The organism is Mesorhizobium sp. B2-6-2 (genome assembly GCF_006440615.1).
GTDB lineage: Bacteria > Pseudomonadota > Alphaproteobacteria > Rhizobiales > Rhizobiaceae > Mesorhizobium.
The window spans coordinates 38,320-53,999 of sequence record NZ_VFUG01000027.1 but is presented as its reverse complement, the minus strand read 5'-3'; the positions used below and the strand labels follow the sequence as shown (position 1 = coordinate 53,999).

Annotated in this window: 16 protein-coding genes; 13 read left to right on the top strand and 3 right to left on the bottom strand. The window is 64.4% G+C overall.

Annotated features, from left to right (window positions below; genetic code table 11):
• The first annotated feature begins 129 nt into the window (after positions 1-129).
• The 12 genes from phnG (at position 130) to phnE (FJ419_RS29065) (ending at position 10,747) form a co-directional block, all read left to right on the top strand.
• Positions 130-591 (top strand): phosphonate C-P lyase system protein PhnG, encoded by a 462-nt coding sequence (phnG, locus tag FJ419_RS29120; RefSeq protein WP_140700675.1) that lies wholly within the window; start codon positions 130-132, stop codon positions 589-591.
• Complete coding sequence (gene phnH / locus FJ419_RS29115; protein WP_140700674.1) at positions 591-1,202, top strand: phosphonate C-P lyase system protein PhnH; 612 nt, start codon at positions 591-593, stop codon at positions 1,200-1,202. Before phnG ends, phnH begins: the two co-directional genes overlap by 1 nt.
• A 1-nt stretch (position 1,203) precedes the next feature.
• Positions 1,204-2,316, top strand: coding sequence for a carbon-phosphorus lyase complex subunit PhnI (locus FJ419_RS29110; RefSeq protein WP_140700673.1), 1,113 nt, complete (start codon positions 1,204-1,206; stop codon positions 2,314-2,316).
• Positions 2,313-3,224, top strand: coding sequence for an alpha-D-ribose 1-methylphosphonate 5-phosphate C-P-lyase PhnJ (locus FJ419_RS29105; protein ID WP_140700672.1), 912 nt, complete (start codon positions 2,313-2,315; stop codon positions 3,222-3,224). The genes FJ419_RS29110 and FJ419_RS29105 overlap by 4 nt, the downstream gene beginning before the upstream one ends.
• Positions 3,221-3,997: a phosphonate C-P lyase system protein PhnK gene (phnK, locus tag FJ419_RS29100; protein WP_140700671.1), complete on the top strand. Its 777-nt coding sequence runs from the start codon at positions 3,221-3,223 to the stop codon at positions 3,995-3,997. Before FJ419_RS29105 ends, phnK begins: the two co-directional genes overlap by 4 nt.
• A gap of 2 nt (positions 3,998-3,999) precedes the next feature.
• Entirely contained in the window at positions 4,000-4,707 is a 708-nt protein-coding gene (gene phnL, locus FJ419_RS29095) for a phosphonate C-P lyase system protein PhnL (protein ID WP_140700670.1), read from the top strand.
• Entirely contained in the window at positions 4,704-5,318 is a 615-nt protein-coding gene (locus tag FJ419_RS29090; protein WP_140700669.1) for a DapH/DapD/GlmU-related protein, read from the top strand. The genes phnL and FJ419_RS29090 overlap by 4 nt, the downstream gene beginning before the upstream one ends.
• Positions 5,319-5,443: 125 nt before the next feature.
• Positions 5,444-6,154: a DUF1868 domain-containing protein gene (locus tag FJ419_RS29085; RefSeq protein ID WP_140700668.1), complete on the top strand. Its 711-nt coding sequence runs from the start codon at positions 5,444-5,446 to the stop codon at positions 6,152-6,154.
• Between the two features lie 114 nt (positions 6,155-6,268).
• Complete coding sequence (gene phnC, locus FJ419_RS29080; RefSeq protein WP_140700667.1) at positions 6,269-7,126, top strand: phosphonate ABC transporter ATP-binding protein; 858 nt, start codon at positions 6,269-6,271, stop codon at positions 7,124-7,126.
• Positions 7,127-7,267: 141 nt separating this feature from the next.
• The gene (gene phnD / locus FJ419_RS29075) at positions 7,268-8,176 is read left to right on the top strand and encodes a phosphonate ABC transporter substrate-binding protein (RefSeq protein WP_140544502.1); all 909 of its coding nucleotides are present in this window, start codon (positions 7,268-7,270) and stop codon (positions 8,174-8,176) included.
• A 166-nt stretch (positions 8,177-8,342) separates the two neighbouring features.
• The gene (gene phnE, locus FJ419_RS29070; protein ID WP_140700666.1) at positions 8,343-9,296 is read left to right on the top strand and encodes a phosphonate ABC transporter, permease protein PhnE; all 954 of its coding nucleotides are present in this window, start codon (positions 8,343-8,345) and stop codon (positions 9,294-9,296) included.
• Between the two features lie 92 nt (positions 9,297-9,388).
• Positions 9,389-10,747, top strand: coding sequence for a phosphonate ABC transporter, permease protein PhnE (phnE, locus tag FJ419_RS29065; RefSeq protein WP_246679420.1), 1,359 nt, complete (start codon positions 9,389-9,391; stop codon positions 10,745-10,747).
• Between the two features lie 239 nt (positions 10,748-10,986).
• On the opposite strand, the gene FJ419_RS29055 is transcribed toward phnE (FJ419_RS29065), so the two are convergent.
• The 3 genes from FJ419_RS29055 to FJ419_RS29045 all read right to left on the bottom strand — a co-directional run bounded on the left by FJ419_RS29055 (position 10,987) and on the right by FJ419_RS29045 (position 14,392).
• Entirely contained in the window at positions 10,987-11,838 is an 852-nt protein-coding gene (locus FJ419_RS29055; RefSeq protein ID WP_140700664.1) for a sugar phosphate isomerase/epimerase, read from the bottom strand.
• A 166-nt stretch (positions 11,839-12,004) separates the two neighbouring features.
• Complete coding sequence (locus tag FJ419_RS29050) at positions 12,005-13,192, bottom strand: Gfo/Idh/MocA family oxidoreductase (RefSeq protein WP_140700663.1); 1,188 nt, start codon at positions 13,190-13,192, stop codon at positions 12,005-12,007.
• 144 nt (positions 13,193-13,336) lie between these two features.
• The gene (locus FJ419_RS29045) at positions 13,337-14,392 is read right to left on the bottom strand and encodes a sugar phosphate isomerase/epimerase (protein WP_095769299.1); all 1,056 of its coding nucleotides are present in this window, start codon (positions 14,390-14,392) and stop codon (positions 13,337-13,339) included.
• A gap of 400 nt (positions 14,393-14,792) precedes the next feature.
• Here FJ419_RS29045 and FJ419_RS29040 point away from each other — a divergent pair, with 400 nt between their 5' ends.
• Positions 14,793-15,680 (top strand): sugar phosphate isomerase/epimerase, encoded by an 888-nt coding sequence (locus FJ419_RS29040; protein ID WP_140700662.1) that lies wholly within the window; start codon positions 14,793-14,795, stop codon positions 15,678-15,680.

The window sequence follows — 15,680 nt, the reverse complement described above, 5'->3', positions numbered from 1 at the left end:
CCAACGTCCCCACCCCAACTTTTGCACCCGTTGTCATCCACCCGTCATGGACTCCCGATACCAAGTGAGTATAATTTGTATAGTTGTCTATATCAATAGACAAATTTTCTCTATGCAAGGAGCGATGCCATGCGAGGACAGGAAGCGCGCGAGCAGGCCGGGCGGAAGGCCTTGATGGCGACGCTGGCGCACGCCGCGGCCGATGAGATCGCTCGCCTGTGGAACGAGTCGGGCCTGCCCCCCGAGGCCGAGCTCTTGCGCGGTCCTGAAACCGGATTGGTGACGGTGCGCGGGCGGATCGGCGGCGGCGGCGCGCCGTTCAATGTCGGCGAGGCGACGGTCACCCGCGCCACGGTGCGGTTGCCCTCCGGCCAGGTCGGCCACTCCTATGCGCTCGGCCGCGACAAGGGCAAGGCCAAGCTTGCGGCGATCGCCGACGCGCTGTGGCAGGACCCGGCGCACCGCGAAGCGGTCGAGACAAAGCTCGCCGCGCCCTTGCGCGCGGCGCTTGCCGCGGCGCGCGAGACAAAGCGCGTCGAAACGGCGGCCACGAAAGTGGATTTCTTCACCATGGTGCGCGGAGAGGACTGATGGATATCGCCACGCAATCGATCGACGGCGGCTTCGCGGAGCCGGTCTTCAACGCCCAGGCGGTGTTCCGCGCCATCATGGACGCGATGGCCCGCCCCGGCACTGTCCAGCCGCTACCGCAGCTCGCCCGCCCGCCGGCGCCGCTGCCGGCGACGGCCGGCGCCGTGGCGCTCTCGCTCTGCGACAACGACACGCCGGTCTGGCTCGATCCGCCGCTGCAGGCCGAAGCCGCGGTCAAGGCCTGGCTCGGCTTTCACACCGGCGCGCCTTCGGCCAACACGCCGGCCGACGCGCATTTCGCCTTGATCGCCAATCCGAAGGAGATGGCGGCGCTCGACGGTTTTGCGCAAGGCACGCAGGAATATCCCGACCGCTCGACGACGCTGATCCTCTTGATCGACGATCTTGCCTCGGGCCCGTCGCTGCTGCTCGAAGGTCCGGGGATCGAGAAGACGTCGATGATCGCGCCTCCCGGCATGCCGCGCCATTTCGTCGAGCAGTGGAAGCAGAACAACCAGCGTTTCCCGCGCGGCGTCGACATCATTCTGGCGGCGCCCGGCAACCTCGCCTGCCTGCCGCGCACCACCCGCATCAAGACGATGGAGGCATGACATGTATGTCGCGGTGAAAGGCGGCGAAGCCGCTATTGCCAATGCGCATCGCCTGCTTGCCGACCGCCGCCGCGGCGACCGCTCGGTGCCGGCGCTGCGCCTCGACCAGATCGTCGAGCAGCTGGCGCTCGGCGTCGACCGGGTGATGAGCGAAGGCTCGCTCTACGACCGCGAGCTTGCGGCTCTTGCCGTCGTCCAGGCGCGCGGCGACATGATCGAGGCGATCTTCCTGGTGCGCGCCTACCGCACCACGCTGCCGCGCTTCGGCTACACCAATCCGGTCGACACCGGCGCCATGCAGGTCGAGCGTCGTGTCTCGGCCACCTACAAGGATCTGCCCGGCGGCCAGGTGCTCGGCCCGACCTTCGACTATACGCACCGCCTGCTCGATCCGGAATTCGCCGCCGACGCCGAGGTCGAGATGCCGGCGCAGCGTCCGGCCGAGCCGGAGGCCATGCCGCGCGTTTCGGCGATCCTCGCCCATGAAGGCCTGATCGAGGCCGATGGCGAGATGCCGCTGGACCACGTGCCCGGCGACATCACGCGCGAGCCGCTGCAATTCCCGATGGCGCGCGACATCCGCCTACAGGCGCTGTCGCGCGGCGACGAAGGCTTTCTCCTGGCGCTCGGCTATTCGACGCAGCGCGGCTACGCCCGCAACCATCCCTTCGTCGGCGAGATACGCATCGGCGAGGTCGAGCTGGAACTGGACGTGCCGGAGCTACCCTTCGCCGTGCCGCTCGGCTCCATCCGCGTCACCGAATGCCAGATGGTCAACCAGTTCAAGGGCTCGGCCAAGGCGCCGCCGCAGTTCACCCGCGGCTATGGCCTGGTCTTCGGCCAGAGCGAGCGCAAGGCGATGGCGATGGCGCTCTGCGACCGGGCGCTGCGCGCAAGCGAGCTTGGCGAGGATGTCGTCGCCGCCGCGCAGGACGAGGAATTCGTCATCTCGCATTCCGACAATGTCCAGGCGACCGGCTTCGTCGAGCATTTGAAGCTGCCGCATTATGTCGACTTCCAGGCCGAGCTCGGCCTCGTGCGCCGCATGCGCGCCGAATACGAGGCGCGGGAAAACGAGGACAAGGCTGAAGACAAGAGGGAGGCCGCGGAATGACCGCGCAACCGACAGAGATCGCCACCTACAACTTCGCCTATCTCGACGAGCAGACCAAGCGGATGATCCGCCGCGCCATCCTGAAGGGCATCGCCATTCCCGGCTACCAGGTGCCCTTCGCCTCGCGCGAGATGCCGATGCCCTATGGCTGGGGCACAGGCGGCGTGCAGGTCACCGCCTCGATCATCGGCCCGGATGACGTGCTCAAGGTCATCGACCAAGGTGCCGACGACACCACCAATGCCGTCTCGATCCGCGCCTTCTTCAAGAAGGTCGCCAAGGTCGTCGTCACCACCGACACGGCAACCGCCACCATCATCCAGACCCGCCACCGCATCCCCGAGCATCCGCTGACCGCGGGCCAGGTGCTGGTCTTCCAAGTGCCGATCCCAGAGCCGCTGCGCTTCCTCGAGCCGCGCGAGACCGAGACGCGCAAGATGCATGCGCTGGAGGAATACGGCCTCATGCATGTGAAGCTCTACGAGGACATCGCCAGGCACGGCCGCATCGCCACCACCTATGCCTATCCGGTCAAGGTCGAGGGCCGCTACGTGATGGACCCCTCGCCGACACCCAAATTCGACAATCCGAAGATGCATCGCTCACCGGCCCTGCAATTGTTCGGTGCCGGCCGAGAGAAGCGCATCTATGCGGTGCCGCCCTTCACCGACGTCGTCAGCCTCGATTTCGAGGACCATCCCTTCGAGGTCCAGACCTTCGACCAGCCTTGCGCGCTCTGCGGCGCCGAGAATGTCTATCTCGACGAGGTCATCCTCGACGACCGTGGCGGCCACATGTTCGTCTGCTCCGACACCGACTATTGCGAGAAGCGCCGCGAAGAGGGCCATCACGGCCACCTTGCGCCGGAAACCCATCTCGCCCTTGAAACAAAGGAGCCGGCAGAATGACCGACGAACCGCTGCTGCGCGTTTCAGCGCTGTCCAAATTCTACGGCTCGCGCGTCGGCTGCGAGAACGTCACCTTCGACCTCTGGCCAGGCGAGGTTCTGGCGGTGGTCGGCGAATCCGGCTCCGGCAAGACGACGCTGCTCAACTGCCTGTCGACCCGCCTGCTGCCTTCCTCCGGCACCGCCAGTTACCGCATGCGCGACGGCCAATGGCGCGAGCTCTACCGCATGAGCGAGGCCGAGCGGCGCTTCCTGATGCGCGCCGACTGGGGCTTCGTCCACCAGAACCCGGCCGACGGCCTGCGCATGACGGTATCTGCCGGCGCCAATGTCGGCGAGCGGCTGATGGCGGTCGGCGACCGCCACTACGGCAAGATCCGCGCCACCGCCGTCGACTGGCTGTCACGCGTCGAGATCGACGAGGACCGCATCGACGACGAGCCGCGCGCCTTTTCCGGCGGCATGCGCCAGCGCCTGCAGATCGCCCGCAACCTGGTCACCGGCCCGCGCCTTGTGTTCATGGACGAGCCGACCGGCGGCCTCGACGTCTCGGTGCAGGCGCGCCTGCTCGACCTGTTGCGCGGGCTGGTCACCGATCTTGGGCTTGCTGCGATCGTCGTCACCCACGACCTCGCCGTGGCGCGGTTGCTGTCGCAGCGCATGATGGTGATGAAGGACGGGCGCGTCGTCGAAAGCGGCCTCACCGACCGCGTGCTCGACGATCCGCGCGCGCCTTATACGCAGCTTCTCGTTTCTTCCATCCTGCAGGTGTGATGATGGCCACTCCTCTCGTTGTCTCCGATGTCGCCAAAAGCTTCACCATGCATCTGCGCGACGGCGTCACGCTGCCGGTGGTGGCGGGGGTCTCCTTCTCGATCCGCGCCGGCGAATGCGCCGTGCTCGGCGGCCCGTCCGGCGCCGGAAAAAGCTCGATCCTGAAGATGCTTTACGGCAACTACGCCGTCGATGAAGGTCAGATCATCGTCCAGCATGGCGGCGGGTTGATCGACCTCGCCTCCGCCAGCCCGCGCACCGTGCTTTCCGTGCGCCGCCATACCATCGGCTATGTCAGCCAGTTCCTGCGCACCGTGCCGCGTGTCTCCGCGCTCGACGTCGTCGCCGAGCCGCTGGTCGAGCGCGGCGAGGATCGCGAAGGCGCGCGGGAAAAAGCACGCAGCTTGCTTGCGCAGCTCAATCTGCCCGAAAAGCTCTGGGCGCTGCCGCCGGCCACCTTCTCGGGCGGCGAGCAGCAGCGCGTCAACATCGCGCGCGGCTTCATCACCGAGCATCCGATCCTGCTGCTCGACGAGCCGACCGCTTCGCTCGACTCGAAGAACCGCGATGTCGTGGTCGAGCTTATCGCCGCCAAGAAGGCGGCGGGCGTCGCCCTGCTCGGCATCTTTCACGACCTCGATGTCCGCGAGGCTGTCGCCGATCGCGTCATCGACGTCACCGCCTTCGCCGCCGGAAAGATCGCCGCATGAAGAAGCTTTCGGAGGTGCCGCTGATCCATCCGACGGCGCAGGTCGAAAACTCGACGCTCGGCCGCTGGACCGAGATCGCCGAGCGCAGCCGCGTCGCCGAATGCGAGCTCGGCGACTATTCCTACATGATGCAGGACTGCGCCGTGTGGTGCGCAACCATAGGCAAGTTCTCCAACATCGCGGCAAGCGTGCGCATCAATGCCACCAACCATCCGACATGGCGTCCGACGCTGCATCACTTCACCTACCGCGCATCGGACTATTGGGACGACGCCGAGCATGAAAGCGAGTTCTTCGCCGAGCGCCGCGCCAAACGCGTCACGATCGGCCACGACACCTGGCTCGGCCATGGCTCGACCATCCTGCCCGGCGTCACCGTCGGCGACGGCGCGGCCGTCGGCGCGGGCGCCGTGGTGTCGAAGGATGTCGCGCCCTACACAATCGTCGGCGGCGTGCCGGCGAAGCCGATCCGCGAGCGCTTCGATCGCCGCACCGCCGAGCGCTACCAGGCTCTAGCCTGGTGGGATTGGGACCATGCAAGGCTGCGGACCGCGCTCGACGATTTCCGCGAGCTGTCGGCGGAGGCATTTCTGGAGAAGCATGGCGGCTAGGCACGGTGAATGGTGAATGGTCAATAGTGAATGCAACGAAGCCTTCTTTCTCACCATTCACCATTCACCCTTCACACCGTTGACACATGACTCGGACAGGACGCCATCTCCCCAAGGAGATCGCGATGCTCGCCACAGTCAGCCCCCCGCTAGCCGGATTTTTCGAAGGCTCCAACCCGACAGCGCCGGTGCATCTCGGCACCCGTTACGACAGCTCGGGCAACTTCCTCCCCGAACCCGGCAACACGGTCGTCAGTCACCTTGTCGGCGGCTCGCCTTCGCAAGCCGCGATCATCGAGGTGCGCGAGCGCATCCGCGCCATGCCCGACGCGGACCGCCTCGCCTTCACGCCGATCTCCAGCCTGCACATGACCCTGTTCCAGGGCATCATCGAGTACCGGCGCCGGCTCCCCTACTGGCCCTCCGACCTGCCGCTCGACACCAGCATCGACGACATGACCGGCCTCTATCTGCAGCGCCTGGAGGACTTCGAGGCCTGTCCATCCTTCCGCGTCAAGACCGTCGGCATCACGCCGAACGGCCTTACGGTTGCCGGTGCTTCCGCTGAGGACGAGCGCATCCTGCGCCTGTGGCGCGACGCGCTGTCGGTGCCGTTCGGCTACCGCCATCCGGACCACGACGCCTATGTCTTCCACATCACCTTCGCCTATCAGATCCGCCGTCTCGCCGACGAGCGAGCCGCGGCCTGGCAAGATCTGTTCGATGACTGCCTGTCGTTCCTCGAACGCGAGGCTCCTGTGATCGAGCTCAGGCCGCCGGCCTTCTGCAGCTTCAAGGACATGAAGCACTTCGAGGAATTGCTGGTGCTTGGTTAAATCTCCAAGCCTGTGGACGTAACAAAACTGACATCAATCCGACACCCCAGCTTCATCGGCCTGCGCTAGCGAAGGTTAACAGACCTGCAAAGCGCGACGGACTGGAGTTTTGGTATGTCAGCATCATCGGCCACGCTTGATATCCGCGGCGTAACCCGACGATTTGGCAAGAACACCGCCGTCAGCGATATCAGCATCTCGATCCCGCGCGGCCAGATGGTCGGCATCATCGGCCGTTCCGGCGCCGGCAAGTCGACGCTTTTGCGCATGATCAATCGTCTCATCGATCCGAGCCAGGGATCGATTTTTTTTGAGGGCGCGGAGGTTTCCAGCCTGCAGGGCTCGCCGCTGCGGCGATGGCAGCGCGACTGCGCCATGATCTTCCAGCAGTTCAACCTCGTGCCGCGCCTCGACGTGCTGACCAACGTGCTGCTCGGGCGTCTCAATCATCGCTCGACGGTTTCCAACCTGCTCGGCATGTTCACGCGCACCGAATGCGCCGAGGCGGTGGCCGCGCTCGAGCGCCTCGACATCGCCCGCACCGCGCTGCAGCCGGCCGGCACGCTGTCCGGCGGTCAGCAGCAGCGTGTGGCGATCGCCCGCGCCATGATGCAGCAGCCGAAGGTGATTCTGGCAGATGAGCCGATCGCCTCGCTCGATCCGCTCAACGCCAAGGTGGTGATGGATTCCCTGCGCGACATCAATCTGCGCGAAGGCATCACCGTCGTCACCAACCTGCACACGCTGGACACTGCCCGCGCCTATTGCACCCGCATCATCGGCATGGCCGCCGGCAAGGTCGTCTTCGACGGCGCTCCGGAAGACCTCGACCGCGATGCCGTGCGCACCGTCTACGGCGCCGATGCCAGCGGCGCCGAGATCTCGGAAGCCATCACGTCGACCAGCGTGACCATCAAGCCGAAGATCATCGCATCCGCCGGACCGCTCGAACCAGCCTTCCCTGGCTACTGAGTCCACCGTCCCGGCCCCTGCCGGTGCGGGCAAATCGTGGATTTCAGCAGAGCAACCCGGATCGCCCGCCAGCGTCAAAGGCAAGACTTGAAAAATCAGAACGCCGCCGGCGCGCAGCCGGAGCAACAGGAGAGAGACAAAATGTTCAGGAAGATGGTTTTTGGGGCGGTTTCGCTGCTCGCCATGGCGGCCAGCGCCGCGCATGCCGCCGACGTCAAGGAATTCCGCGTCGGCATCCTCGGCGGTGAGAACGAGACCGACCGCCTGCGCAACTACCAGTGCCTCGCCGATCACCTGAAGTCGGAATTCGGCTTCGAAAAGGTGTCGCTGTTCCCGGCCGCCGACTATGACGGCGTCATCCAGGGCCTGCTCGGCGGCACGCTCGACTTCGCCGAGCTCGGCGCTTCCGGCTATGCCAGCGTCTATCTCAAGGACCCGAAGGCGGTCACGCCGATCCTCACCACCAAGCAGACCGACGGCTCGACCGGCTACTTCTCGATCGGCCTGGCGCTGAAGACCTCGGGGATCACCGACATCAAGTCGGCCAAGGGCAAGAAGCTCGGCTATGCCGATCCGGATTCGACCTCCGGCTATCTGATCCCGCTGACCCAGATTCCGAAGGACACCGGCGCTTCCAACGAAACCTACTTCGCCTCGACCCAGTTCAACGGCGGCCACGAGAACAACGTGCTGGCCGTGCGCGACGGCAAGGTCGACGTAGCGGTGGACGATTCCTCCGGCATCGGCGATTTCAAGAACGGCTACACCTCAGGCACCTTCCACAAGGAAGTCGCCAAGGGCGCCGTCGACCCGAACGACTTTGTCGAAGTGTGGCGCTCGGGCCTGATCCCGAACGGCCCGCTGGTTGTCCGCACCGCGCTCGGCGACGACATGGCCGCCAAGCTCACCGCTTTCTTCACCGCGCTGCCGGCCAAGGACAAGGCTTGCTTCGAAGGCGTCGAGGGTGGCGATTTCACCGGCTACGTCCCGGTGAAGCCTGACTTCTACAGCGTCATCGTCGAAGCCCGCAAAGCCGCCATCGGCGGCTGACGGCAAGATCAGAAAGGGCGGCGGCTTCCTCTAAAGCGGCGTGCGTCCAGTTGGACGCACAAAGTACGCTTTAGCACATTGAATGGCCGCATCGGCTTTTTCCGAAGATCGGGATTTCGATTTTCGGGCCGATGCGGCGACGCCGCCCTTTTTGCATGTCCCGATCATGACATCAGCGACACTTCATTCCGACGCCACCCGCCAGCAGGCCGACGCCTGGCGGCGCCAGACCTCGCTGCGACGTTTCTACACCGCGCTCGGCGTCGGCCTGCTGCTTGTCGCCATGTGCGCCACCATGTGGTTCGCCGACGAAGCCAATGCGGGGCATTTCTTCGACCGGCTGCCGCACATCCTCGATTTCCTGAGCTGGCTGGTCCCGAAGGACTGGAACGATGTCTGGCGCGCCCTGTTCGACATCGCCTCGCCCAACGACAAGGGCACGCAGGAGTTCAACTTCCCGCTCGGCCGCGTCTATGTCTGGGGCGGCTTCTACATCCCCGAATATTTCGAGCTGATGCTGACCACGGTGAACGTGGCGCTGGTCTCGACCTTCATCGGCTTCGTCTTAGCCGTTCCCTTCTCCTTCATCGCCGCGCGCAACCTGACGCCGAGCCCGGTCCTGCGGCTCATCGTCAAGCGCTTCATGGAATTGCTGCGCGCCTTCCCCGAGATCGTCATTGCCGGCCTGTTCGCGGCCATCGTCTCGATCGGCCCGGTCGCCGCCATCATCGCCATCGGCCTGCATTCGATCGGCGCGCTGGGCAAGCTGTTCTACGAGATCAACGAGAACATCGACATGCGCGCGGAAGAGGGCCTGCGCGCTGTCGGCGCCAACTGGTTCGAGCGCGTGCGTTTCGCCGACCTGCCGCAAGTGTTGCCCAATTTCATGTCCTATACGCTGCTTCGGATCGAGATCAACGTGCGCATCTCGACCATCATGGGCGCGGTCGGCGGCGGCGGCATCGGCGAGGAGCTGAAGCTTTCCATTTCACGCGGCTTCGGCGCCAAGACGCTGGCGATGGTGCTGCTGCTCTTCGTCACCATCTTCCTCGTCGACCAGTTCTCCGCTTGGCTGCGCCGCAAGCTCGTCGGCGAGCAGGCTTTCCTGATGAGCGCGTGACCATGATCCCGAACCAAAGGACCGCGTTAGCGAAAAATAGATGCCGGTTTTCGGACAAGATCATGGTCAGGACCAAAGAGTAAGCTATGGCCATGACCGCCTCTGAACTGAGCGCCATCGAAGACCGCCATCCGCAGATATTCCAGCGGCCGGCCTACAAGCGTTTCTGGCCGCTGCTGCTGATCGCCGGCACGGTGCTCTATCTCGCCTATGCCTTGTGGTTCTTCAGCCTGCCGCAGGTGCTGCGCGAGTCGCACTGGGAGCGCCTGCCGCTCTTCCTGTCGCAATGGATCAGCTACGACCTACAGCCGGAATTCCGCCTCGACCAGCCCGAGATCACGCCGAAATATCCGCGCTTCTCGGCGCTCGGCGAGCACCCTGATCCCGACTGGGTGATCAAGAATCCGGACGGCACCTTCACCGTCCTGATCGACGACCGGGACAAGTCCGTCACCTTCGACAAGGTCAGGGCAACGATCGTCGCCAACGGCCAGATGGTGCCGGTGTCGCTGACCGGCGGCAAGCCGGTGGTTACAGGTCCGGTGCCCGACTGGGTGACCGTCCACGACGACGAGATCGTCGCCAAGATGGGCTTTGTCGGCGAGGTGCGCGTCACCGTCGATCGCGTCAAGGTGCGCAAGCGCTTTCTCGGCTGGGCCAATTTCGTCTTCGACACGCGCTCGCCCTTCTTCGGCAAATCAGCCGGCGAGGTCATCTCGCTCATCGCCTCCGGGCCAGAGCTCAAGCCGGGCACCTCAAACCTCGCCTTGGCTGCCGACAACATCTGGAACAACGCCCAGTGGCAGCATGGCGATGTCTGGACGAAGCTGTTGCAGACCATCGTCATGGCGTTCCTCGGCACGCTGCTTGGCGGCATCGTCGCCTTCCCGCTTGCCTTTTTCGCCGCCCGCAACATCACGCCGAGCGGGCTGCTCGGCCAGGTGCTGAAGCGCTTCTTCGATTTCATGCGCTCGGTCGACATGCTGATCTGGGCGCTGTTCTTCACCCGCGCCTTCGGCCCCGGGCCGCTGGCCGGCAGTGCCGCGATCTTCTTCACCGAGATCGGCACATTGGGCAAAACCTATTCCGAGGCCCTGGAGAACATCGACGACAAGCCGCGCGAGGGCGTGCTTTCGACCGGCGCCAACGGCATTTTGGTGCAGCGCTACGGCGTGCTGCCGGAAGTGGTGCCGGTCTTCATCAGCCAGACGCTCTACCAGTGGGAATCCAACACCCGCGGCGCCACGATCATCGGCGCCGTCGGCGCCGGCGGCATCGGCCTGAAGCTGTGGGAAGCGATGCGCACCAATTCCAACTGGGCCAACGTCTTCTACATGGTGCTGCTGACGCTGCTCGTCGTCTTCATCTTCGACAACATCTCGAACTTCCTGCGCCGCAGGCTGAGCCGCACGCTGCATGATTACAATCGGCTGCAGGCGGCGCAGGGCTAGTTGGACTGCTGCTTCTAAGGAGAGGTCGGCGGGACAGCGCCCCCCTCTGCCCTACCGGGCATCTCCCCCACTTGGGACCCACTTGGGGGGAGATCAGCCGTCATCGCGGCTTTCGCCAATCGCCCACGTAACAGGATTGAGCGGAGCGCCGAAGCCGCCAATCTCCCCACTTGTGGGGGAGATGTCCGGCAGGACAGAGGGGGGCGCGAAGGATCGCGACGCCCGTCGGACGGTGCACCCTAAGCCGCCCTCTTCCACCCGTCCCTGATATGCCGATACCCCTCGCGATAAACCGCCTCCGGGCTCTCGGCGAAATCGCGCCACACCTTCGTCGCCGCCGCCAGATCCTTGAGCGAGCGGCCGAAGGATTCGATCGTCAGCCAGTCGTCGTAGCCGCTTTTCCGGATGGCGGAGAACGTCTCCCTCCACGGGATGTTGCCGCGCCCCGGCACGCCGCGGTCGTTCTCCGAAATGTGGATATGAACGACATTGCGGCGATGCTTCGTATAGGCGCCGATCGGATCGGCCTCCTCGATATTGGCGTGAAACGTGTCGTACATCGCCTTGATGTGCGGCCGGTCGATCGCGTCGACATGTTCCGACAGGTCGGCCATGGTGTTGACGAGATAGCATTCGAAGCGGTTGAGCGCTTCCAGCCCGATGGTCAAGCCCCTTTTGCCGGCATGGTCGCCGATGGCGCGCTGCGAGGCGACCGAGCGCTTCTTCTCGGCCGCGGTCGGCCCACTGCCGGAAAAGGCGCCGAGCGTCGAATGCAGCGGCCCGCTGAGCGTGTCCGCGCCGAGGGCCGCGCTGCAGTCGATCGCCCATTTCATATAGTCGATGCCGGCCTTGCGGGTGGCGGCGTCCGGCGAAATCAGGTTCATCGCCGGATCGCCCATGGCCGAGACAGCGGTGCGCTCCAGGCCGATGCGATCGAGCATCGCGCCGAGCTTTTTATAGTCGTCGGGCATCCCGACGAAGACGGGTATCTCGACGCCGTCGAAACCGGTCGCCTTGATGTCCTTGAGCAACGCCTCGTGTTTCTTCGAGACGCTGGTCGTCCACAAGAACATGCACATGCCGATTTTCATCGACACCCCCTCATCATCTTCGGCCGAGGGGTGACGAGATTCAGGTCAGGCCGAGTCGAAAACGACGGCTTCCGAGAACCGGAGCGGAGCGTACTTTTCGTACGTGAGCACCGGAAGCGCAGGAAGCCGCCGTTTGCAGGCCGGCCTCACCTGAATATCGTCACCCCTATAGCTTCGTCCACGCCCCATTCTTCTTCGACGACCTCACGCAGGCCTCGATGAAGGCCATGCCTTCGACGCCGTCGGCGACCGTCGGGAAGACCACATCCTTAGCCGGCTTGCCGCCCTTCCGGCGCGCCGCCCGAATGGCGCGCGCGGCCTCCTGATAGATGTTGGCAAAACCTTCGAGATAGCCCTCCGGATGACCGGACGGCACGCGGCTGACGCGCGCGGCCACGGGCATCGCGCCCGCGCCGGCACGCGTCAAAAGCTGCTTCGGCTGGCCGAACGGCGTGTACCAGAGATAGTTCGGGTCGGCCTGCACCCATTCCAGCCCGCCCTTGGAGCCGTAGATGCGCAGCTTCAGCCCGTTCTCGTGGCCGGGCGCCACCTGGCTGGCCCAGATCATGCCCTTGGCCGGATGCGCCTTGCCGACCGGCTTGAAGCGCAGCATGACGTTGACATTGTCGTCGAGCTGCCGCCCCGGCACGAAGGCGTCGAGATCGGCTGAGAGCGTGTCGAGCTCAAGTCCCGAGACGAAGCGAGCCAGATTATAGGCATGCGTGCCGATGTCGCCGAGCGCCCCGCCGGCGCCTGCCTGTTTCGGATCGGAGCGCCAGGAGGCCTGCTTCTGGCCGGTGGCGGCAAGGTCCTCGGTCAGCCAGTCCTGCGGATATTCCGACTGCACGATGCGGATGTCGCCGAGCATGCCCTTGGCCACCATCTCTCGGGCCTGCCGGATCATCGGATAGGCGGTGTAATTGTGGGTCAGCACGAACACCTTGCCCGTCTTTTCGACCAGGGCGGCAAGCTTCTTCGCCTCGGCCAGCGAGGTCGCCAGCGGCTTGTCGCAGATGACGTGGATGCCTGCCTCGAGGAAGGCTTTCGCCGCCGGCACATGCACGTTGTTTGGCGTCACGATCGCCACCGCCTCGATACCGTCGGGACGCTTGGCTTCGGCCTTGGCCATCTCGGCATAGGAGCCGTAGCTGCGCGCGGGATCGAGCCCGAGTTCTTCGGCCGATGCCTTGGCCCGCGCCGGATCCGATGACAGCGCGCCGGCCACCAGCACGAAGTCGTTGTCCATGCGCGCCGCGATGCGATGCACCGCGCCTATGAAGGCGCCCTGCCCGCCGCCGACCATGCCATAGCGGATCGGGCCGCCTCCCGCTTCCGTCTTCGATGCGCCGACCATTCTTGTCCTCTCTCTTTAGTTCCTCACCCTCCCTTGGAGGGAGGGTCGACGCGCCGCGTCGGTGTGGGGGTATAAGGGTCCGCTGCGACTTGGGATTCAACCCCACCCGGACCTGCGGCCGAACCTCCTCACGGGAGCTGCGGGTCAAATCCCCATCATCGCCCGCAGCAGCTTTTTATCGGTCGTGCCGGCGGCGAAATCATCGAAGGCCTTCTCCGTCACCCGGATGATGTGGTGCTGGATGAAAGGCGCGCCTTCGGCCGCCCCGTCCTCGGGATGTTTCAGGCAGCACTCCCATTCCAGCACCGCCCAGGAATCGTAGTTGTACTGGGTGAGCTTGGAGAAGATGCCGCTGAAATCGACCTGTCCGTCGCCCAGCGAGCGGAAGCGCCCTGCACGGTTCACCCAGCCCTGGTAGCCGGAATAGACGCCTTGCCGCCCGGTCGGGTTGAACTCGGCGTCCTTGACGTGGAACGCCTTGATCCGCTCGTGGTAAATGTCGATGAACTCGAGATAGTCGAGCTGCTGCAAAAGGAAATGCGACGGGTCGTAGTTGATGTTGCAGCGCTTGTGGCCGCCGACCGCGTCGAGGAACATCTCGAAGGTGGCGCCGTCGAACACGTCCTCGGACGGATGGATCTCGTAGCCGACATCGACCCCATTGTCCTCGTAGACATCGAGGATCGGCTTCCAGCGTTTGCCGAGTTCGCCGAAGGCTTCCTCGATGAGGCCGGCCGGGCGCTGCGGGAACGGATAAAGGTAAGGGAAAGCCAGCGAGCCGGTGAACGACACCGAAGCGTTCAACCCGAGATTGCGCGATGCCTTGGCGCCGAACTTCATCTGCTCGACAGCCCATTTTTGCCGTGCCGTGGGATTGTTGTGCACCGATGGCGGCGCAAATCCATCCATCTGCGCGTCATAGGCGGGATGCACCGCGACCAGTTGCCCCTGCAGATGCGTCGACAATTCGGTGATCTCGACGCCTGCATCCGCGCAGACGCCTTTCACCTCGTCGCAATAGGCCTTCGACGACGCCGCCTTCTCGAGGTCGAACAGGCGCGCGTCCCAGGTCGGGATCTGCACGCCCTTATAGCCCAGCCCTGCTGCCCATTTGGTGATGGAACCCAGCGAATTGAACGGCGCGGCGTCGCCCGCGAACTGCGCCAGAAACAGGCCGGGGCCCTTCATCGTCGTTGGCATCGGCATCCTCCCTCGTTTGTTTTCGCGACCAAGCATAGCGCCTATTGAAGTGAGGGCCAGCCTGTTTGGTCAACCCTGTCGGCGTCCATGCATTGCGCCATTCTGGTATTACCAAATCCCGGAATTCGGTCAAGCGGCCGAAAACCGCGAAAACGAGCCGAGCTTCCAAACAGACAAGTGGAATTACCTCGTAAAATCAGACTATTGCTCGGCTGATAGAGCTTCTGCCGCCCACTTGTTGCCGTGCATGAAAATTTGCTGTAGAGGTCATGGAGGGCCCAATTGGTCGAACCAGTTTGGAGGAAATTCTGGCAACGCCTTGGGGAGGAACCGTGCGCCCGCCTCTGCCGGAGGCGCCGCGGGGTAGAATGTGACAGGCGAATTCTGGGAAGGATAGACCATGCATCTTTCGACGCACAATTGGATGCGGGCGGAGCCGCTGGAGGTGACGCTCAAGCGCATCAAAAAATTCGGCTACGAATCGATCGAGATTTCCGGCGAGCCCGAGCAGTACAAGACCAAGGAGACGCGCGCGCTCCTGAAGGAGCACGGCATCCGCTGCTGGGGTTCGGTGACGCTGATGCTCGGCGAGCGCAACCTCGCCGCCAAGGACCAGGGCCAGCGCGAGCGCTCGGTCCAATACGTCAAGGACGTGCTCACCATGGTCAGCGAGCTCGACGGCGAGATCATCACGCTGGTGCCCGCGACCGTCGGCAAGGTCGTTCCAGACGGCACCGAGGCCGAGGAATGGGGCTGGGTGGTCGATGCCACGCGCGAATGTTTCAGCCATGCCCAGAAGGTCGGCGTCAGGATCGCCGTCGAGCCGCTCAACCGCTTCGAGACCTATCTCTTCAACCGCGGCGCTCAGGCGCTGGCGCTCGCCGATGCGGTAAGCCCCGAATGCGGCGTCTGCCTCGACGCCTACCATATCCACATGGAGGAATTTAACGTCTATGACGCGATCCGTCAGGTCGGAAAGCGCCTGTTCGATTTCCATGTCGCCGACAACAACCGCTTCGCGGCCGGCCTTGGCCAGATCGACTGGCCGAAGATCGTGCGCACGTTGAAGGAAGTCGGCTATGACGGCGCGCTGACCAACGAGTTCGTCGCGCCCGTCGACCGCACGCCGGCGGCCCCCTATCCGGAGATGGTCGAGCGCAATCCGGTCGACATCTCGCCCGAGCAGCTCAAATTCATCCAGGACCACGGCTCCAGCGTGCTCACGGAAAAATTCTACACCGACCAGATGCGCATCACCGCCGAAACGCTGCTGCCGCTGATCAAGTAG